Origin of the sequence: Cryobacterium inferilacus (genome assembly GCF_019599185.1) — a bacterium.
GTDB classification, from domain to species: Bacteria; Actinomycetota; Actinomycetes; order Actinomycetales; family Microbacteriaceae; genus Cryobacterium; species Cryobacterium inferilacus.
Genome location: NZ_JAIEUL010000003.1, coordinates 54,099 through 69,789 on the forward strand (window position 1 = coordinate 54,099; position 15,691 = coordinate 69,789).

Here is a 15,691-nt window from a genome sequence, read left to right on the forward strand (position 1 = left end):
TCACACCAACATCGATTCGAAGGACCGCGGATGACCGTCACCCCGAGCAGGCAGGGCCCCGGCACCGCCGCGCCCCGCGGGTCCGCGGTGCACGGTGCGCCCGGTGCGGCGGGCACCGCGGCATCCGCTCGCGCCCGGCGCGACGGGCCGGGCCGGTACCTGGCCTGGCTGGTCGCGGCGGTGCTGGCGCTGGTGCTCGGCAGCGCCGTGGCCGTGACGATCGGCCCGGCCGACGTGAGCCTGGCGCAGGTGTGGGCCAGCGTCGCCGGCCATCTCGGCCTGCCCGGGCTCGCCGGCGACACCCCGGTGCCGCCGCTGACCGACGCGATCGTCTGGCAGCTGCGGATGCCGCGGGTGCTCACCGCCGCGATGGTGGGCGCGGGCCTGGCGCTCAGCGGTGCGGTCATGCAGAGCGTCACCCGCAACCCGCTGGCCGACCCCTACCTGCTCGGCCTGTCGTCCGGGGCGTCGCTCGGCGCGGTCTGCGTGGTCGTCCTCGGCATCGGCTTCGCGCTGCCGGCGGCCGCGTTCGCCGGGGCGCTGATCGCCCTGTTCGCCACCCTCAACATCGCCCGCGTCGGCGGCAGCATCACCCCCGGCCGGGCCGTGCTGGCCGGGCTGGCGATCGCCCAGCTGGGCTCGGCGGGCACCTCGTTCATCATCTTCTGGGCGGCCAAAGGCGACTCCTACCGGGAGATCCTCAACTGGCTGCTCGGCTCGCTGGCGGGCAGCTCGTGGAGCAGCGTGCTGATCTCCTCTGTGGCGCTGGTCGTGGTGGGCACCGGCATCCTGCTCGCCGCCAGCCGGCTGGATGCGTTCACCTTCGGCGACACGAACGCCGCGTCGCTGGGCATCAACGTGAACGCCACCCGCTGGGGGTTCCTCGTGGCCGTGGCGCTGCTCACCGGCGCGATGGTGGCGGTGAGCGGGGCGATCGGCTTCGTCGGGCTGATCCTGCCGCACCTGGTGCGCGGGCTCAGCGGGCCAGGACACCGGCGTCTGCTGCCGCTGGTCGCGGTGGTCGGGGCGTTGTTCCTGGTGCTGGCCGACACCCTCGCCCGCACGGTCTTCGACCCGCGCGAGCTGCCGGTGGGCATCATCACGGCGTTCATCGGGGTGCCCGTGTTCATTCTGCTGATCAAGCGCAAGCGAAGCGCGGCCTGGGCATGAGCGTGGAGCGCGGCACGGCCGCGCGAGCGCCCCAGAGCTCGCGAGAAGACAGTACGGCGCAGTCCATGGCGGGGGTCGTGCTCGACGGGGTGTCGCTCAGCCTCGAGGGCACCCGCATCCTGCAGGAGGTGTCGGCGACCCTGCCGCCCGGCACCGTCACCGGGCTGCTCGGGCCCAACGGGGCCGGCAAGTCGAGCCTGTTGCGCATCATCGCGGGCATCGACCGGGCGGATGCGGGCACCGTCACCCTGGACGGCACGGTCGTGGGGCAGCTGCGGCGGCGCGAAGCCGCCCGGCGCATCGCTCTGCTCGAGCAGAGCGTGGCGCCCAGCGTGGACCTCTCCGTGCGCGAAGTGGTGTTGCTCGGCCGGATCCCGCACCGCAGCCGGCTGCTGGGCAGCTTCGGCGGTGAGGACGACCTCGGCGTGGCCCTCGAGGCGCTGGCGATGGTGGGCGCAGGCGAGCTGATCGACCGCCGCTGGCACACCCTCAGCGGCGGCCAGCAGCAGCGGGTGCAGATCGCCCGGGCGCTGGCGCAACGGCCCAGCCTGCTGCTGCTCGACGAACCCACCAACCACCTCGACGTGAGCGCCCAGTTGTCGTTGCTGCACCAGGTGCGCGGGCTCGGCCTCACCTCGGTGCTGGCCCTGCACGACCTCAACCTCGCCGCCGCCTACTGCGACCGCATCGTGCTGCTGCAGGGCGGCCGGGTCGCCGCGTTCGGCACCCCCGCCGAGGTGCTGCGGCCCGAGATCATCAGCGCGGTCTACGGTGTCGACTGCGACATCGTGCCGCACCCCCGCACCGGGCGCCCGGTGATCGTGTTCTCCGGCCCCGACGACCAGCTCGCACCGGCCGGGCCGGCCGGGCACGCCGCATCCGCCCCGCCCACGAACGCCGCACAGCACACCCTGATCGAAGGAACCTCATGACCCGAGTCACCGTGCTCGCCGGCGGCGTCGGTGGCGCCCGCTTCACCCGCGGGCTGCTGCAGCAGTTGGCGGCCGAAGACGCCCGCAGCGCCAGCGCCAGCGAGGTCACCGTCATCGTCAACACCGGCGACGACATGTGGCTCGACGGGCTGCGCATCTGCCCCGACCTCGACACGGTGATGTACACCCTGGGCGGCGGCATCAGCGAGGAACAGGGCTGGGGCCGCCCGGACGAGTCCCGGCGCACCTCCACCGAGATCGCCGCCTACGGTCGCGGCTGGTCGTGGTTCACCCTCGGCGACCTCGACCTGGCCACCCACATCGTGCGCACCGACCTGCTCCGAAACGGCGCCACGCTCAGCGCCGCCACCGAGTTCCTCTGCCGCCGCTGGCAGCCCGGCGCCAGGCTGCTGCCGATGAGCGACCAGTTCGTCGAGACGCACGTGCGCCTCGCCGCCGACGCCGACGAGCACCGCGCGGGCGACCTCATCCACTTCGAGGAGTGGTGGGTGCGTTACCGCGCCACCAAGCCCGTCACCGAGTTCGTGCAGCAGGGCCTGGCCGACGCGGTCGCCGCGCCCGGCGTGATCGACGCCATCCTCACCGCCGACATCGTGATCCTGCCGCCGTCCAACCCGGTCGTCTCGGTCGGCACCATTCTGGCCATCCCCGGCATCCGTGACGCCCTCCAGGCCACCCCCGCCCGGGTCGTGGGCATCGCGCCGATCATCGCCGGCGCCGCGGTGCGCGGCATGGCCGACGCCTGCCTCAGCACCATCGGCGTGCAGACCACGGCGCTCGCGGTGGGGCTGCACTACGGCTCCCGCCAGCAGGGCGGCGTGCTCGATGCCTGGCTGGTCGACGAGACGGATGCCGCGGCCGTGCCCGCGCTCGAAGCCGCCGGCATCCGCTCGGCCGCCGTGCCGCTCTGGATGACCGATGTGGCCGCGACCGCGCGCATCGCCGCCGACGCGCTGCGGCTCGCCTCCGCCGGAGAACACACCGTAGAGCCCGCCGCGGATCACACCGCAGAGCCGACCCTGCCGGTGGCGGAGTTCGCCTTCCCCGGGCCGCTGCGGGACAGGCTGGTCGCCGCGATCCTGGACGGCTCGAAGACCTCGACCACGTCGATCCTGCGCGAGTACGAGATCGAGAACGAGCCGTTGCCGGTCGCGGGCAGCCGGCAGCTGTTGCTCGACTCGGCCGAGCGGCCGGTGGCGATCATCGAGACCACCGGGGTTCGGGTGGTGCGGCTCGGCGAGGTCGATCTCGAGCACGCCCGTGACGAGGGCGAGGGCTTCGACTCCGTGGCGGCCTGGCGGGCCGGCCACGAGGGGTTCTGGCACAGCCCGGCCATGCGTGCGCAGCTGGCGGATCCCGCCTTCGAGGTCTCCGACGAGACCGAGGTCGTTCTCGAACGGCTGCGCGTGGTGCGCACGCTGCCCGGCAGCTGAGCCCGACGGAGCGGCCGCGGTACCCGCCCGCGCGAATCCCGGTGGAGCGGCCTATCATCGGCGGAGAACGCACCGAGAACCGAAGGGTGGGACCATCGTGGACACCGTTGCCGTGCTCTGGATCATCGTCGGCATTGTGGTGCTGCTCGCCCTGATCGGGGTGATCTTCTCCGTCGCCGGGCGCCGGGTGGCGGAGCAGCGCGAACTCAAGCGCCAGGCGACGGGGCGCAGCCCAGACGACACCCGGCGGGTCGCGGATGAACTCGACCCCGCCTTCGACCCCGCTGTCGACCCTGCCGTCGATGCCGGTGGCGACACCGCGGGCGCCGTCAGTGACGGAGCTACCCGCGGCGGCCGCCACAACGCCGGCACCCCGGCAGCCGACACCGGGCAACCGCCACCCGCGGGCCGCCACCGCCGCGACGACGACACCGACTGAGCCCACGGTCACAACCCCCAGCGCCCGGGCCTGACGGCAAACCCACCGCCGGGCTACTCTCGCCTAGGTCGACGCCCCTCGAGCGAAGGACCAGCCGCATGAACAGCACCCCGTCACCTCCGCGCATGTACGGCACCTGGCCGCGCGGGATGCCCTTCCTCGCGGTGGGATCGGGGCCGCCGCTGGTCTTCCTGCCCGGCATCACCCCCAACCACGAGCCACCCACGGGAGCCGACCGCCGCTTCCAGGCCCGGCAGCTGGCGCCGTACGCGGCGTCCCGCCGGGTGTGGTGGGTCAACCGCCGGCCGGGCCTGAACCCCGACGCCACCATGGCCGATATCGCCGCCGACTACGCCAACGCCATGCTGCGCCGCTTCGACGAACCCGTCGACGTGCTCGGCGAATCCACCGGCGGGAGTGTGGCGTTGCAGCTCGCCGCCGATCATCCGACGGTGGTGAAGCGACTCGTGATCGTCTCGGCGGCCTACACACTCAGCGAGGACGGCCGGGACACCCAGCTGCGGGTCGCCGACGACGTGCTCGACGGCCGGGCCCGTGCGGCGGGCGCAGAGCAGATGCGGATGGCCGGGTCGGGGCCGGCATCGCAGAAACTCCTGGCCGCCCTCGGCTGGCTGCTCGGTCGAGCCTATTTCGCGCACGCCACGGCCGACCTGATCACCATGATCCGGGCCGAGGACGCCTTCGATCTGCGGACCCGGCTGGCCGACATCGTGGCACCCACGCTGGTGGTCGGCGGGGAGAAAGACGCATTCTTCTCCGCCGAGTTGTTCCGCGAGACCGCGGCGGGTATCAGCAGGGGCAGCCTCGCCCTGTACGAGGGCCGGGGGCATCTGAGTACCACCATGGACCCCCGGTTCCTACCGGACGTGTTGGCCTTCCTCGACCCGCCCGGTGACGACCGCAACTCGGATGCCGCCAGGGCCGAGCCTGGCGCCGGGCGCGATGACATCACGCGCTGACGAGCCCGCTCCCCCGGCGGCCAGGCCCCGCTCAGGGTGACACCTCGAGGATGCCGCGAGCACCCTTCTCGGCATCCGACATCACGTGACTCACGAAGGGATAGCTCACCATCGTCGACGGCGATGTCTACGTCGACGTGTCCAGCCAGATCGACGTGTCCGCCTACGTGGCCTGACCCTGACCGCTGGAACGGGTGGGCAGGTGCACGAGACACAGTTGCGGCTGCACGAAGGGCTCGAGGCGGATGCCGTCGGCGGAGGCGCCCAGGGAGCGAACCAGGCTCCGGATCAGGCCGAGGTGCACCGAGCAGACCACGTCGGGATTGGCCCTGGCCTCGGTCCGGAACGGGCAGGCGGCGAGTGCGATCTGGGCCCCGTCGGCCCACAACTCCGGCTCGAAGCCGATCTCGGTGAGCACCCGCAGCAGCGGGGTCGCCAGGTCGGCCGGAGGCGTGCCGGCGGCCGCCGCATCCGCCACGGCCTGGTACTGCGCCGACCAGCGCTCGCCGGCCCGCACAGAGCGGGCGCGGCCCCCGTCGGCGTCTTCGGCGAGCACCGCGGCGAGGGCCTGGGTGAGCTGCTGCTGGGCCGTCTCGACCGGCAGGGGTGCAGAGACCGCGCTGAACAGTACGTTCGGGCGGCCACGCTGGCCGGCCCTGGCCACCCGGCGTTCGATGAGGCCGGCCGCCTCCAGGTGCTCGAGGTGGAAGCGGGCGGTGGTGAGGTGCAGGCCGAGGGCCTCAGCAACGGCCGCGACGCCCAGTGGCAACGCGGAGTTGCTGATCAGGGCCAGCGCACGACGACGAGGCTCACTGGCGAGGGCGGTGTGCCTGGCATCGGTCTGCGTGGTCGGAACCATGAGTTGAGGGTAGCAGCGCCCGGTTTAACCGGCGAGGCGGCGATCATCCGCCGATGTAGGACATCTCGATCTTGGTGCCAGACGAGCGCACCGCGCCGGTCTGGGCGCTGCGCAGCTGGGAGGCCCTGTCGGTGCGCTGCCGCCAGATGGAGCCCATCGCGGCCGAGAGCTGCTCGTCGGTGCTGCCGTTGCGGAGCAGCTCGCGCAGGTCATGGCCCTCGCTGGCGAACAGACAGGTGAACAGCTTGCCGTCGGTGCTGACGCGGGCACGGGAACAGGTGTGGCAGAACGACTGGGTGACGCTGGAGATCAGCCCGATCTCGCCCTCGCCGTCGAGGTAGCGCCAGCGCCGGCTGGTCTCGCCGGTGTAGTTGGGCGCCACCTCCTCCAGCGGCAGTTCGGCGTGGATGCGGTCACGCACCTCGCTGGAGGGCAGCACGGCGGCCATGTCCCAGCCGTTGCTCGTACCCACGTCCATGAACTCGATGAAGCGCAGGATGTACGGGGTGCCCTTGAAGTGCCTGGCCATGTTGACGATGTCGTGGTCGTTCTGGCCGCGCTTGACCACCATGTTGATCTTGATCGGGCCCAGTCCCACGGCGTGCGCGGCGTCGAGGCCGGCCAGAATACGGGACACCGGGAAGTTGACGTCGTTCATGGCCCGGAAGGTGGCGTCGTCGAGGGAGTCGAGCGACACGGTCACGCGTTTGAGGCCGGCGTCCTTGAGCGCCTGCGCCTTCATCGCCAGGGCGGAGCCGTTGGTGGTGAGGGCGATGTCGACCGGCTTGCCCGCCGGGGTGCGTAGGGCGGAGAGCATCGCGATGAGCTCTTCCAGGCCCTTCCGCAGCAGCGGTTCGCCGCCGGTGAGGCGGATCTTCTCCACCCCGTGCGCCACCGAGATGCGGGCCAGCCTGGTCATCTCCTCGAAGGAGAGCATGTCGTCCCTGGGCATGAACGCGAAGTCCTTGCCGAAGACCTCCTTGGGCATGCAGTACACGCAGCGGAAGTTGCACCGGTCGGTGACGGACAGGCGCAGGTCGTGCAGCGGACGATTGAGGGTGTCCACGAGCGGCGCATCCGCCGGCCGCGGGGCAGGCGAGACCGGTGCTTCGCCGGCCCGAGGCCTGACGAAGGGCACTGGGAGCGGTGCACCGGACATATACCGACCCTAACCCCGAACGCCTAATATCCCCGCGAGACCGGATGCGCGGGGCCGGATGCGCGGGGTGGGCGACGCTAGATCCAGCCCTGCTGCCAGGCGATCTCCGCCGCCTCGTGCCTGGATCTGGCGTTGAGCTTGGTCATCGCCGAGGAGAGGTAGTTGCGCACGGTACCGGCCGCGAGGTGCAGCCGGTCGGCGATGTCCTGCACGCTCATGGTCGACCGGCTGTGCCGCAGGGCGTCGAGCTCGCGGTCGGTGAGCGGGCAGCGTTCGGCCATCAGCGCCGTCGCCGCGATCTCGGGGTCGATGTAGCGCCTTCCGGCCACCACCTCGCGGATCACGTTGGCGAGGTCCTCGGCCGGGGTCGACTTGGGCACGAACCCCGAGACCCTGGCCGCCAGGGCCCGGCGCAGCACGCCAGGGCGGGCGTGCCGGGTGACGATCACGACCTTCGTCGCCACCGTCGAGAGGATGCGGGTCGCCGCCTCGATGCCGTCGGCCTGGGGCATCTCCAGGTCGAGCAGGCACACGTCCGGTCTGGTCTGCAGCGCGAGCTCGGCCGCCGCGACGCCGTTGTCGACGCTCGCGACCACCTCGATGTCGTCCTCCAGGCCGAGCAGAGCGCTGAGCGCCCCGCGAATGAGGTGCTCGTCGTCGGCGATGAGCAGCCGGATGACCGGTCGCTGCGCGGTCACGCGCGGGCCGCCGTACGCACGGGCACGGTCACCCGCAGCACGAACCGGGTGCCGTCCCTGTCGGTGTCCAGCCGTCCGCCGAGCGCCGCGACCCGGTCCCGCAGTCCGTCCAGGCCGCTGCTCAAGGTGCGCGCCCGCGCATCCGTGGGCCCCGTGGCCTCGTTGTTACCGATCTCGAGGGTGCTGCCGTCGGTGGTCGTGGTGAGGGTGATCGTGGCCTCGTTCGCGTCGCTGTGCCGCAGGATATTGGTCGTCGCCTCACGCACCACGAGCGCGAGCACCCGGCGCACCTCGATGTCGCCGGGCAGCGCACCGACCGTGAGCGAGCAGTCGGCGCCGGACGCGGTCAGCACCTCCCTGGCGTTCTCGAGCTCCGACGCCAGGTCCACCTCGCGCAGACCGGCGACCAGAGAGCGGGTCTCCTCGAGCGCCTGCTTGGCGATGAGTCGGGTCTCGTGCAGGTTCTCGCGCGCGGCATCCGGGTCGACGGCCAGCAGCCGTTCGGCCAGCTCGGACTTGAGCGCGATCACCTGCAGGTGGTGGCCCTGGATGTCGTGCAGGTCGGCGGCGAATCTGAGTCGCTCCTGCGCCACGGCGAGGTCGGCGGCGACCGACCGGTGCCGGTCGAGGGTCACCACGATCTCCCACCACCACAGGCTGGAGATCACCATCAGAGGCAGGAACGCACCGTAGATGAGCAGCACCCAGCCGCCAGAGGTGCTCTCGGCGTCGACCGGGTTGCCCAGCGACGACGCCAGCAGCGGATGCACCACCGTTGCGACGATGGCGGCCAGGAGCACCAGCCGGCGGCGGGGCTTGGGCAGCAGGGGTGCGAACGCGTTGACGCTCATCCACAACGAGACGGCGGCGAAGAGGCCGGCTCCGGGGGTGACGAGGCCGAGCAGCCACACCGCGACCGCGGGAACGAGCAGAGCGACCGTCCAGGCCGGGCGCGGCATCCCCCCGCCCCGGCCGACGCGCAGGAACCAGCAGTAGCGCACGTGCAGGGCAGAGGAGAGCAGGACGAGCACCACGAGCGCGGCGTCGCGTCCGTCTTCGGTGGCCGCGAAGTTCGTCGACACGACGCCGAGCAGAACCGCGTCGAGCACCACGAAGAAGAAGACGATCGAGCCGAGGGTGTAGGTCCAGGTGGTCTGCACGCTACGTGCCGGCCCGGCCAGGCTCGCAAACTCGCGGGAGGGCTCGCGGGTCGGCTCGGCAGTCATGCTGCCAGCGTAGAGCAGTGACATTTGTCACGGTTCGCGGTGCGAAAGCGCCCGGGATGCGGTGACACGGCGACACTGCGGCCTTGCCGGGTGGGCTGCGAGGGTGGGATCAGCACCGAAACCCAGACGCACAACGAAAGGCCCGATCATGCAGGACGCACTGCGCGACTTCACCGCTTCCCTTCCCGAACTGCTGCAGTGGGTGGGCATCGTTCTCGCCGCCGCCATCCCGTTCGTCGAGTCCTACTTCGGAGCCGTCATCGGCGTCGTGGCCGGCCTCAACCCGGTCGTCGCCATCGCCGCCGCCGTCGTGGGCAATGTGATCTCGATGCTGATCTTCGTGCTCGTCGCCCACCGGGTGCGCACCACGGTGCGCTCCGGCCAGACGCCCAAGCCCGAGACGGCCCGCCGGGCCAAGCTGCGCGAACGCTTCGACCGGTACGGTGTGGCCGGCGTGAGCCTGCTCGGCCAGACGCTGCTGCCGAGCCAGATCACCTCGGCCGCGATGGTGTCGTTCGGGGCCTCCCGCAACGCCGTCATCCTCTGGCAGACCATCTCGATCATCATCTGGGGCGTGCTCTTCGGTGTGCTGGCCACGGTGGGCGTCACGGTCCTCAGCTAGCCTCGGGTGCCTCGGCACCCTGGCAGCCAGAACTGTTGCCCGTGCGGACAATTGCGCCCGGTACGCCGGGCGCAATTGTCCGTTTCGGCAACAGTTGTCGGTGCGCGTCGAAGGCCCTGGCTGTACGCCAAAAAAGTTCTCCACAGAGTGAGATATCCTCACACAAAGCTTCGTAATCGGGCTATATTCGTGGCATGACAACCCAGTCATCCATCGCAGAAACGTTCCCCGTCGGGGCAGCCCCCGACGGTACTGCGGGTGGTGCGGCGGGTGATGCTGCGGGTGGCGCCGCTGAGGCTGGGGGCGCGGCGGCCGTTGCGGCGGTGCGGGGCGATGCGCTGCAGGAGGCAGCCCGTGCGGTGGCCCGGCTGGGCGCATCCAGTGCCGACTACGACGCCCTCTCGGATGCCGACGCCCTGACCGGCCAGAAAACCATCGCCCAGGCCCAACACGAACTCGACACCCGCAAAGCCTGGATGGCCAAAACCCTCGCCCACCGCTCCCGCTGGGAACTCGGCCAGGCCGGCCTGGCCAAACAACGCGGCTTCCTCTCCCCCGAAGACCTGATCCAAAACCTCACCGGCACCACCAGGGCCGAGTCCCGCAAACTCGTCGGCGTGGGCCAGATGCTCGGCGAGGCCGAAGCCGCCGACGCCCGCCAGGCCGAGGCCGACGCCGAGGCCGCCCGCCGACTCCTCGACGAAGCACTCGCCCCTGACTCCCCTGACGCTGGCGACGCCGGCGATCCCGCCGCCGCCACCCTGCCCGCGCCGGTACCGCTGCCCTGGCACGCGCCGATCTCCCGCGCCGTGTCCGAGGGCACCCTCTCCATCGACGCCGCCCATGCCCTCCGCACCGGCCTGGGCGATATCGACACCGTCGTCACCGGCCCGACCCTCGCCGACGCCCTGGCCGACCTGCTCGCCGAGGCCCCGCGACTGAACGCCGACCAACTCCTCAGACGCGCCCGGCAGGTGCGAGACAGCCTCGACGAAGCCGGCATCCGCGTGCGCGAACAGAAAGCCTGGGACGATCGATACCTGCGCATCTGGACCCTGAACACCGGCCAGGTCCGCATCGACGGCCTCTTCCCGCCCGAACAGGGCGAGTTCATCAAGGCCACCTTCGACAGCCTCACCAGCCCCCGCCGCGGCGGCGTGCGCTTCGTCGACACCGACCGCGCCAACTGGGCCCGCAGCGTGCAGAACGACCCCCGCACCACCACCCAGATCACCTGCGACGGCTTCATCGACCTCCTCACCGCCGGCACCACCGTCAACCCCCACGAGATGCTCGGCGGCCGCCGCCCCGCCGTGCAGATCATCACCACCAGCCCGGCCACGCGGCCCACCCGACCAGCCGTAAAGGCTGGCGCCGCACCCACAGCCGAAACCGCACCCAGTACCGAACGCGGCACAGCACCTGAAAACGGACCACACACCCGACCCGCAACCGACACTTCGACCGAAGCGCACAGACCAAACCGCGAAAGCTGGGGCGGGGGCGGCAGTAGCAGTGGCAGCAGCGGTAGCAGTAGCGGGAATGGCGGCGGCGGAAATAACAGTGGCAGCAGTGGCAGCGCCAGCAGCGGTCGCGGCAAAGCCGGGAGACCGGTCGACGCACCCGAACCTGCCAACGATGCTGAAGTTCGTCCACCTCGGGCACCGGCGGAGCATCCACCCGACCGAACCGACGCACCGTGCCGCCTGGACGGCCTGTTCCCGGTGGAGTTTCTCCGCACCGCCGACGACATCCTGATCTGCGAACCCGGCCAGGGCGGCCACGGCTACCTCGAAGGCAACACCGCACCCATATCGGCCGAGACCATCGAACGGCTGATCTGCGACTCCGGATCCGTCGACATCAGCTTCGACGACCTCGGCCGGCCCCTCGACGTGGGGCGGGACGAACGCCTCTTCAGCCGGGCCCAACGCCGAGCCCTCGCCGCCCGCGACGGCGGCTGCCGCTGGCCCGGCTGCGACCGGCCGCCCGCGTTCACCGAAGCCCACCACATCAACCACTGGCTCCGAGATCACGGCACCACCGATATCAACCAGGGCATCCTGCTCTGCCGCGCCCACCACCTCCTGCTCCACAACCAACGCTGGCAGATCTTCGAGAACGCCGGCCGATACTGGCTCCGCCCACCCGCCAGCATCGACCCCGGCCAGACACTCATCGAAATGCCCAGCCGCAACCGGCCACGGCTCACCTAGGCCAGCCCTCGCCGAACGGGCCGGTCCAGATCCCGCGAGACGGTGTGCGCTCGCGCACCGTGTCAGCAGGTCTCGACGAGCTCGACCAACGCTGGGGGAACCATCCGCAGACATCCCGCGAGGCCTCGACACGCTCGACCGCCGCAGGGACGCGACCACACGCTGATCGAGCCTGTCGAGATCCCGCGAATCGACACCCGGCGCGACCACACGCTGATCGACCCTGGTGACGGCCAGATGGGGTGGGCAGTTCGCGGGCCGCGCGCTAGGGTCTGCGCGTGACGACGGATGACCACGGCTGCTGCGCGCCCAGCCACGAGGTGATGGCCGGAGCCGGGTCGGCCCATGGTGCGCACGACGACACACGGGCTCAGCCGGGCGGGGCGTCGGCACCGGGCGGGATCTCGGCACCGTACAGCGCGGCCGCCCATAGCTCTGGCACCCCAGCAGGCACCCCCGCGGCCACTCCGACCCCGCGGCACGCCCTCGCGCAGGCACTCATTCCGACGCAGGTGTTCAGCATGGGCGACGCTGACGGCGCGGGCAATCCCGGCGACGGCGAGACGCCCGTGCACGACGTGCGGGTGGAGGCGTTCTCCATCGACGCGACGACGGTCACCAACGCCGCCTTCGCCCGATTCGTGGCCGCGACCGGCTACCGCACCGAGTCGGAGCGGTTCGGCTACTCGGCGGTGTTCCACCTGGCGCTCGAGGCCGAACTCGACGATGTGGTCGGCCAACCGCCGCAGACGCCCTGGTGGTTGGGGGTGCGCGGGGCCGACTGGGCGCATCCGGCCGGGGCGCTGTCGTCGATCGCGGAGTTGGCCGAGCATCCGGTGGTGCAGGTGAGTTGGAACGACGCGCTGGCGTACTGCGCCTGGGCCGGCCGCCGGCTGCCCACCGAGGCGGAGTGGGAGTGCTCGGCGCGCGGCGGGCTCGCCGGCCGGCGGTATCCGTGGGGCGACGAGTGGACCGATGGTCAGCGCTGCAATATCTGGCAGGGCCGATTTCCCTCGGTGAACACACTCGCCGACGGCTGGCTCGCCACGGCGCCGGTGCACGCGTTCGCACCGAACGGCTACGGCCTCTGGCAGAGCGTGGGCAATGTCTGGGAGTGGTGCTCCGACTGGTGGTCCGAGGGTTACTACGCGAGCTCGTCCGTCGAGAATCCCACCGGCCCGGCCACCGGAGCGCAGCGCTCGATGCGCGGCGGCTCATACCTCTGCCACGACTCCTACTGCAACCGGTACCGCAACTCAGCTCGGGCCTCGAACACGCCCGACTCGGCCGCGGCCAACGTGGGTTTTCGCACCGTCGCCCTGGCGTGAGCTTCACTTGCATCCGGTCGGGCACTGACAGGGTCCAACGCCCCTCGGCGGCGGCGTGGGCGGAGGGTACGCTGGGCAGCCTGCGCTATCCGTCTCGGCGATGGCCAGGTGAACCAGGCTCGGCCGGTGTTCCGCCGCCGATGCTGCTTTGGAAGGACCTCGTTATGCCTGACACTCCGTCCGCAGGCGAGCCGCCACCCCGGGCGGGACTCGCTCGGCGCTGGGCCGCCAGGCTGCGCCGCGCTCGCAAGCCGGCCGTCGCACGCGCACCGGAGCCCGCACCGACCGCGCCGCCGACGGAGGCACCACACGCGACAGTGCTCGACTACATCGACGAGCGCACCATCGCACTCGACATCGACGAGACCGACCGCGATTCCGTCATCCGTCGCCTCGCCACGATGATGGCGACCACGGGCATCGTGCTCGACGTGGATGCCGTGGTGCAGGCGGCCCTGGACCGCGAGGAGATCAGCACCACCGGAATCGGCGAGGGCATCGCGATCCCCCACGCGGCCACGCCCAGCTGCACCGCGCCCCTGCTCGGGTTCGCGCGCAGCCGGTCCGGGGTCGACTGGAACTCCCTCGACGGCGCGCCGGCCACCCTGATCTTCATGATCGCCGTGCCGGAGACCGGCGTGGGCACCGAACACCTCAAGGTGCTCGCCCACCTCTCCCGCAGCCTCATGACACCGTCCTTCCGCGACGAGATCGAGCGCGCCCCCACGGCTGCCGACGTGCTCGCGGCTTTAGCCGCGTCGGTGCGGCCGAGCGGCCCTGCCGCCCGCTAGGCAGGAAAATTCCTGATGAGGGGCTGAACAGTTCTCATACCGGCTGCAGTTTCTTGGCCGCGGCGAGCGGGCGATCAGGGCGTTGGCGTGCCGGGCATCGGCTGCGACCTCGCGATCAGCGCGCTGGTGTGCACGCCGACGCCGCGGCGCAACACCTCGGCGAGATTGTCGACGGTGTCCACATCCCGGCGGATGGACGCCGTGGCGGGCAGGTCGAGCGGCACGTGGCCGGATGCCTCATGGGCGGCGCGGGAGCCGGGACCGAAGCTCGGCATGACGTGCACACCGGCCCGGGCGAGTAGCACGGTCGTGCCGGTGCCCTCCTCGTCGGCGACCATGGCCAGGACATGGGCGGATGCGGCGGTGAGGGTCGTTTCGACGTCGGCGACGGTGAGCGCGGGCAGGTCTCCTGTGAGAACCGCCACGTTGCAGTGCGGGTAGAACTCGTGCGCCACCCGGATGCCCTCGATGATCGCCGCATTGAGTGGGTCGCGCGGCGCCCCAGACGCTACCTCGCGAGTTGCCGCGAATGCGCCCGTCCGGGCATCCGAAGCGGAGGTTTGCGGCAACTCGGGCACGATCTGCGCGCCCAGGGCGGCCAGCGGCGCTGCGGCGGCCGGGTCGGCGGTCACCACGAGCACCCGCTCCACCAGGGCGGCGGCGAGCAGCGCGGCCACCGTGTCGAGCGCGAACGCCTCCGCGAGCTCACCCCGAGCCGGAAACGTCTCCGGCAGCGCGCCCAGCCGACTCTTCGCCCCGGCGCTGCCCTTGACGGGCACCACGCACACCCACCTCACGCGGATGCGGTTCCGCGAGTTGCCACTTCCGGCCCATTGCCGCGCCGGGAAAGGGCGCCAACTGGCAACTCGGCAGCAAGGATCTCGCGAGATGACACTTCCGGCCCATTGCCGCGCCCGGAAGGGGCCCCAACTGGCAACTCGGCGGCACGATTCTCGCGAGTTGACGCAGTTGCCGCAGCCGCACCAACGCCAGCAGCCTCCCCAGCCCCAGCCGCAGCGGCAGCCGCCGCCACCCCGGCCGCATACCCCTCCGCGTACGCCTCGGCGCTGCCGACGCGGAACATGTCATTCGCGCTGTCGCGCAGCAGCCGTCGCGCGCCGCGATCCCCCGCGTCGACGTCGCCCACCAGGTGGCCGAGCCCGCGAACCACCGCCACCGGATTGCCACTCGTCTTCCCCTTGATCAGGTCGGCGGCGCCGGCGATCTCGTCCGCGACCGCCGCGACCGTGACGTCGAGGCGGCGACCGTGCGCATCCGTCGTGCCGCGCAGGTCGTCGAGCACGGCCACGCCGGCGGCGCCGATGGCGATGTCGGTCTGGCCGTCGCGCCACGGGCGACCGACGGTGTCGGTGATCAGCACTCCGAGCCGCAACCCGGTGACGGCTCGCAGACCGGCGCAGAGGGCGCGAGCGGACGCATCCGGGTCGACCGGCAACAGCAGCACGGTGCCCTCGGCAACATTGCTGGCGTCGACGCCGGCGGCGGCCATCACCAGACCCTGCCGGTTCTGCACAATGCGGGTGACGCCGCCCGGATGCGCGCGGGTCGCGACGACCCGCACGGTCTCGTCGGTGATCGCCTGCTCCCGATCGGTCGCCGCGACCTGACGGCCCTCGGCCTTGGAGACGATCTTGCTGGTCACAGCGAGAATGTCACCGTCGGCCAGTCGAGCCGCGGCGGGCCCGGCCACCGAGAGGATGATCGCGGCCAGGTCGTCGCCGGAACGGATCTCGCCGATCCCTGGCAGAACGAATGCCTCGAGCCTGGGGCGCGCTCCATCCATCGAGGGGGTCATC

General features: G+C 71.4%; 14 protein-coding genes and 1 pseudogene. 9 read left to right on the forward strand and 6 right to left on the reverse strand.

The features are described from left to right. Positions 1-30 precede the first annotated feature (30 nt). The 5 genes from K2F54_RS03610 to K2F54_RS03630 all read left to right on the forward strand — a co-directional run bounded on the left by K2F54_RS03610 (position 31) and on the right by K2F54_RS03630 (position 4,975). Complete coding sequence (locus K2F54_RS03610) at positions 31-1,170, forward strand: putative F420-0 ABC transporter permease subunit (RefSeq protein WP_220604492.1); 1,140 nt, start codon at positions 31-33, stop codon at positions 1,168-1,170. A gap of 65 nt (positions 1,171-1,235) precedes the next feature. Further along, positions 1,236-2,102 carry an ABC transporter ATP-binding protein gene (locus K2F54_RS03615; RefSeq protein ID WP_220604493.1) on the forward strand — a complete coding sequence of 289 codons (867 nt, stop codon included), beginning with the start codon at positions 1,236-1,238 and terminating at the stop codon, positions 2,100-2,102. Beyond that, the gene (gene cofD / locus K2F54_RS03620) at positions 2,099-3,556 is read left to right on the forward strand and encodes a 2-phospho-L-lactate transferase (RefSeq protein ID WP_308287494.1); all 1,458 of its coding nucleotides are present in this window, start codon (positions 2,099-2,101) and stop codon (positions 3,554-3,556) included. Before K2F54_RS03615 ends, cofD begins: the two co-directional genes overlap by 4 nt. Positions 3,557-3,653: 97 nt before the next feature. Further along, positions 3,654-3,995 (forward strand): hypothetical protein, encoded by a 342-nt coding sequence (locus tag K2F54_RS03625; RefSeq protein WP_220604494.1) that lies wholly within the window; start codon positions 3,654-3,656, stop codon positions 3,993-3,995. A 98-nt stretch (positions 3,996-4,093) separates the two neighbouring features. Further along, on the forward strand, positions 4,094-4,975 hold the full coding sequence (locus tag K2F54_RS03630) for an alpha/beta fold hydrolase (RefSeq protein WP_255576674.1): 882 nt from the start codon (positions 4,094-4,096) through the stop codon (positions 4,973-4,975). A gap of 163 nt (positions 4,976-5,138) precedes the next feature. Here K2F54_RS03630 and K2F54_RS03635 read toward each other — a convergent pair whose 3' ends face one another. The 4 genes from K2F54_RS03635 to K2F54_RS03650 form a co-directional block, all read right to left on the reverse strand. Further along, positions 5,139-5,834, reverse strand: a complete 696-nt coding sequence (locus tag K2F54_RS03635) for a helix-turn-helix transcriptional regulator (protein WP_220604495.1) — start codon at positions 5,832-5,834, stop codon at positions 5,139-5,141. 43 nt (positions 5,835-5,877) lie between these two features. Further along, positions 5,878-6,900, reverse strand: a complete 1,023-nt coding sequence (gene moaA, locus K2F54_RS03640) for a GTP 3',8-cyclase MoaA (RefSeq protein WP_308287495.1) — start codon at positions 6,898-6,900, stop codon at positions 5,878-5,880. 170 nt (positions 6,901-7,070) lie between these two features. Continuing rightward, entirely contained in the window at positions 7,071-7,691 is a 621-nt protein-coding gene (locus K2F54_RS03645) for a response regulator transcription factor (protein WP_220604497.1), read from the reverse strand. Beyond that, positions 7,688-8,917: a sensor histidine kinase gene (locus tag K2F54_RS03650; RefSeq protein ID WP_220604498.1), complete on the reverse strand. Its 1,230-nt coding sequence runs from the start codon at positions 8,915-8,917 to the stop codon at positions 7,688-7,690. The genes K2F54_RS03645 and K2F54_RS03650 overlap by 4 nt, the downstream gene beginning before the upstream one ends. Positions 8,918-9,065: 148 nt before the next feature. On the opposite strand from K2F54_RS03650, the gene K2F54_RS03655 reads away from it, so the two are divergent. The 4 genes from K2F54_RS03655 to K2F54_RS03670 all read left to right on the forward strand — a co-directional run bounded on the left by K2F54_RS03655 (position 9,066) and on the right by K2F54_RS03670 (position 13,874). Continuing rightward, a complete protein-coding gene (locus tag K2F54_RS03655; protein WP_220604499.1) occupies positions 9,066-9,539 on the forward strand; it encodes a small multi-drug export protein in 474 nt (157 codons plus the stop codon). 194 nt (positions 9,540-9,733) lie between these two features. Next, the gene (locus K2F54_RS03660; protein WP_220604500.1) at positions 9,734-11,755 is read left to right on the forward strand and encodes an HNH endonuclease signature motif containing protein; all 2,022 of its coding nucleotides are present in this window, start codon (positions 9,734-9,736) and stop codon (positions 11,753-11,755) included. Between the two features lie 323 nt (positions 11,756-12,078). Then, a complete protein-coding gene (locus K2F54_RS03665; protein WP_220604726.1) occupies positions 12,079-13,083 on the forward strand; it encodes a formylglycine-generating enzyme family protein in 1,005 nt (334 codons plus the stop codon). 164 nt (positions 13,084-13,247) lie between these two features. Further along, positions 13,248-13,874 (forward strand): PTS sugar transporter subunit IIA, encoded by a 627-nt coding sequence (locus K2F54_RS03670; RefSeq protein WP_220604501.1) that lies wholly within the window; start codon positions 13,248-13,250, stop codon positions 13,872-13,874. Positions 13,875-13,948: 74 nt separating this feature from the next. Here K2F54_RS03670 and cofC read toward each other — a convergent pair whose 3' ends face one another. Together cofC and cofE are read right to left on the reverse strand one after the other, a co-directional pair. Continuing rightward, complete coding sequence (gene cofC / locus K2F54_RS03675; RefSeq protein ID WP_308287499.1) at positions 13,949-14,656, reverse strand: 2-phospho-L-lactate guanylyltransferase; 708 nt, start codon at positions 14,654-14,656, stop codon at positions 13,949-13,951. A gap of 242 nt (positions 14,657-14,898) precedes the next feature. Then, positions 14,899-15,690 (reverse strand): annotated as a pseudogene (cofE, locus tag K2F54_RS03680) (coenzyme F420-0:L-glutamate ligase); the annotation flags it as partial. Between the last annotated feature and the right edge of the window lies 1 nt (position 15,691).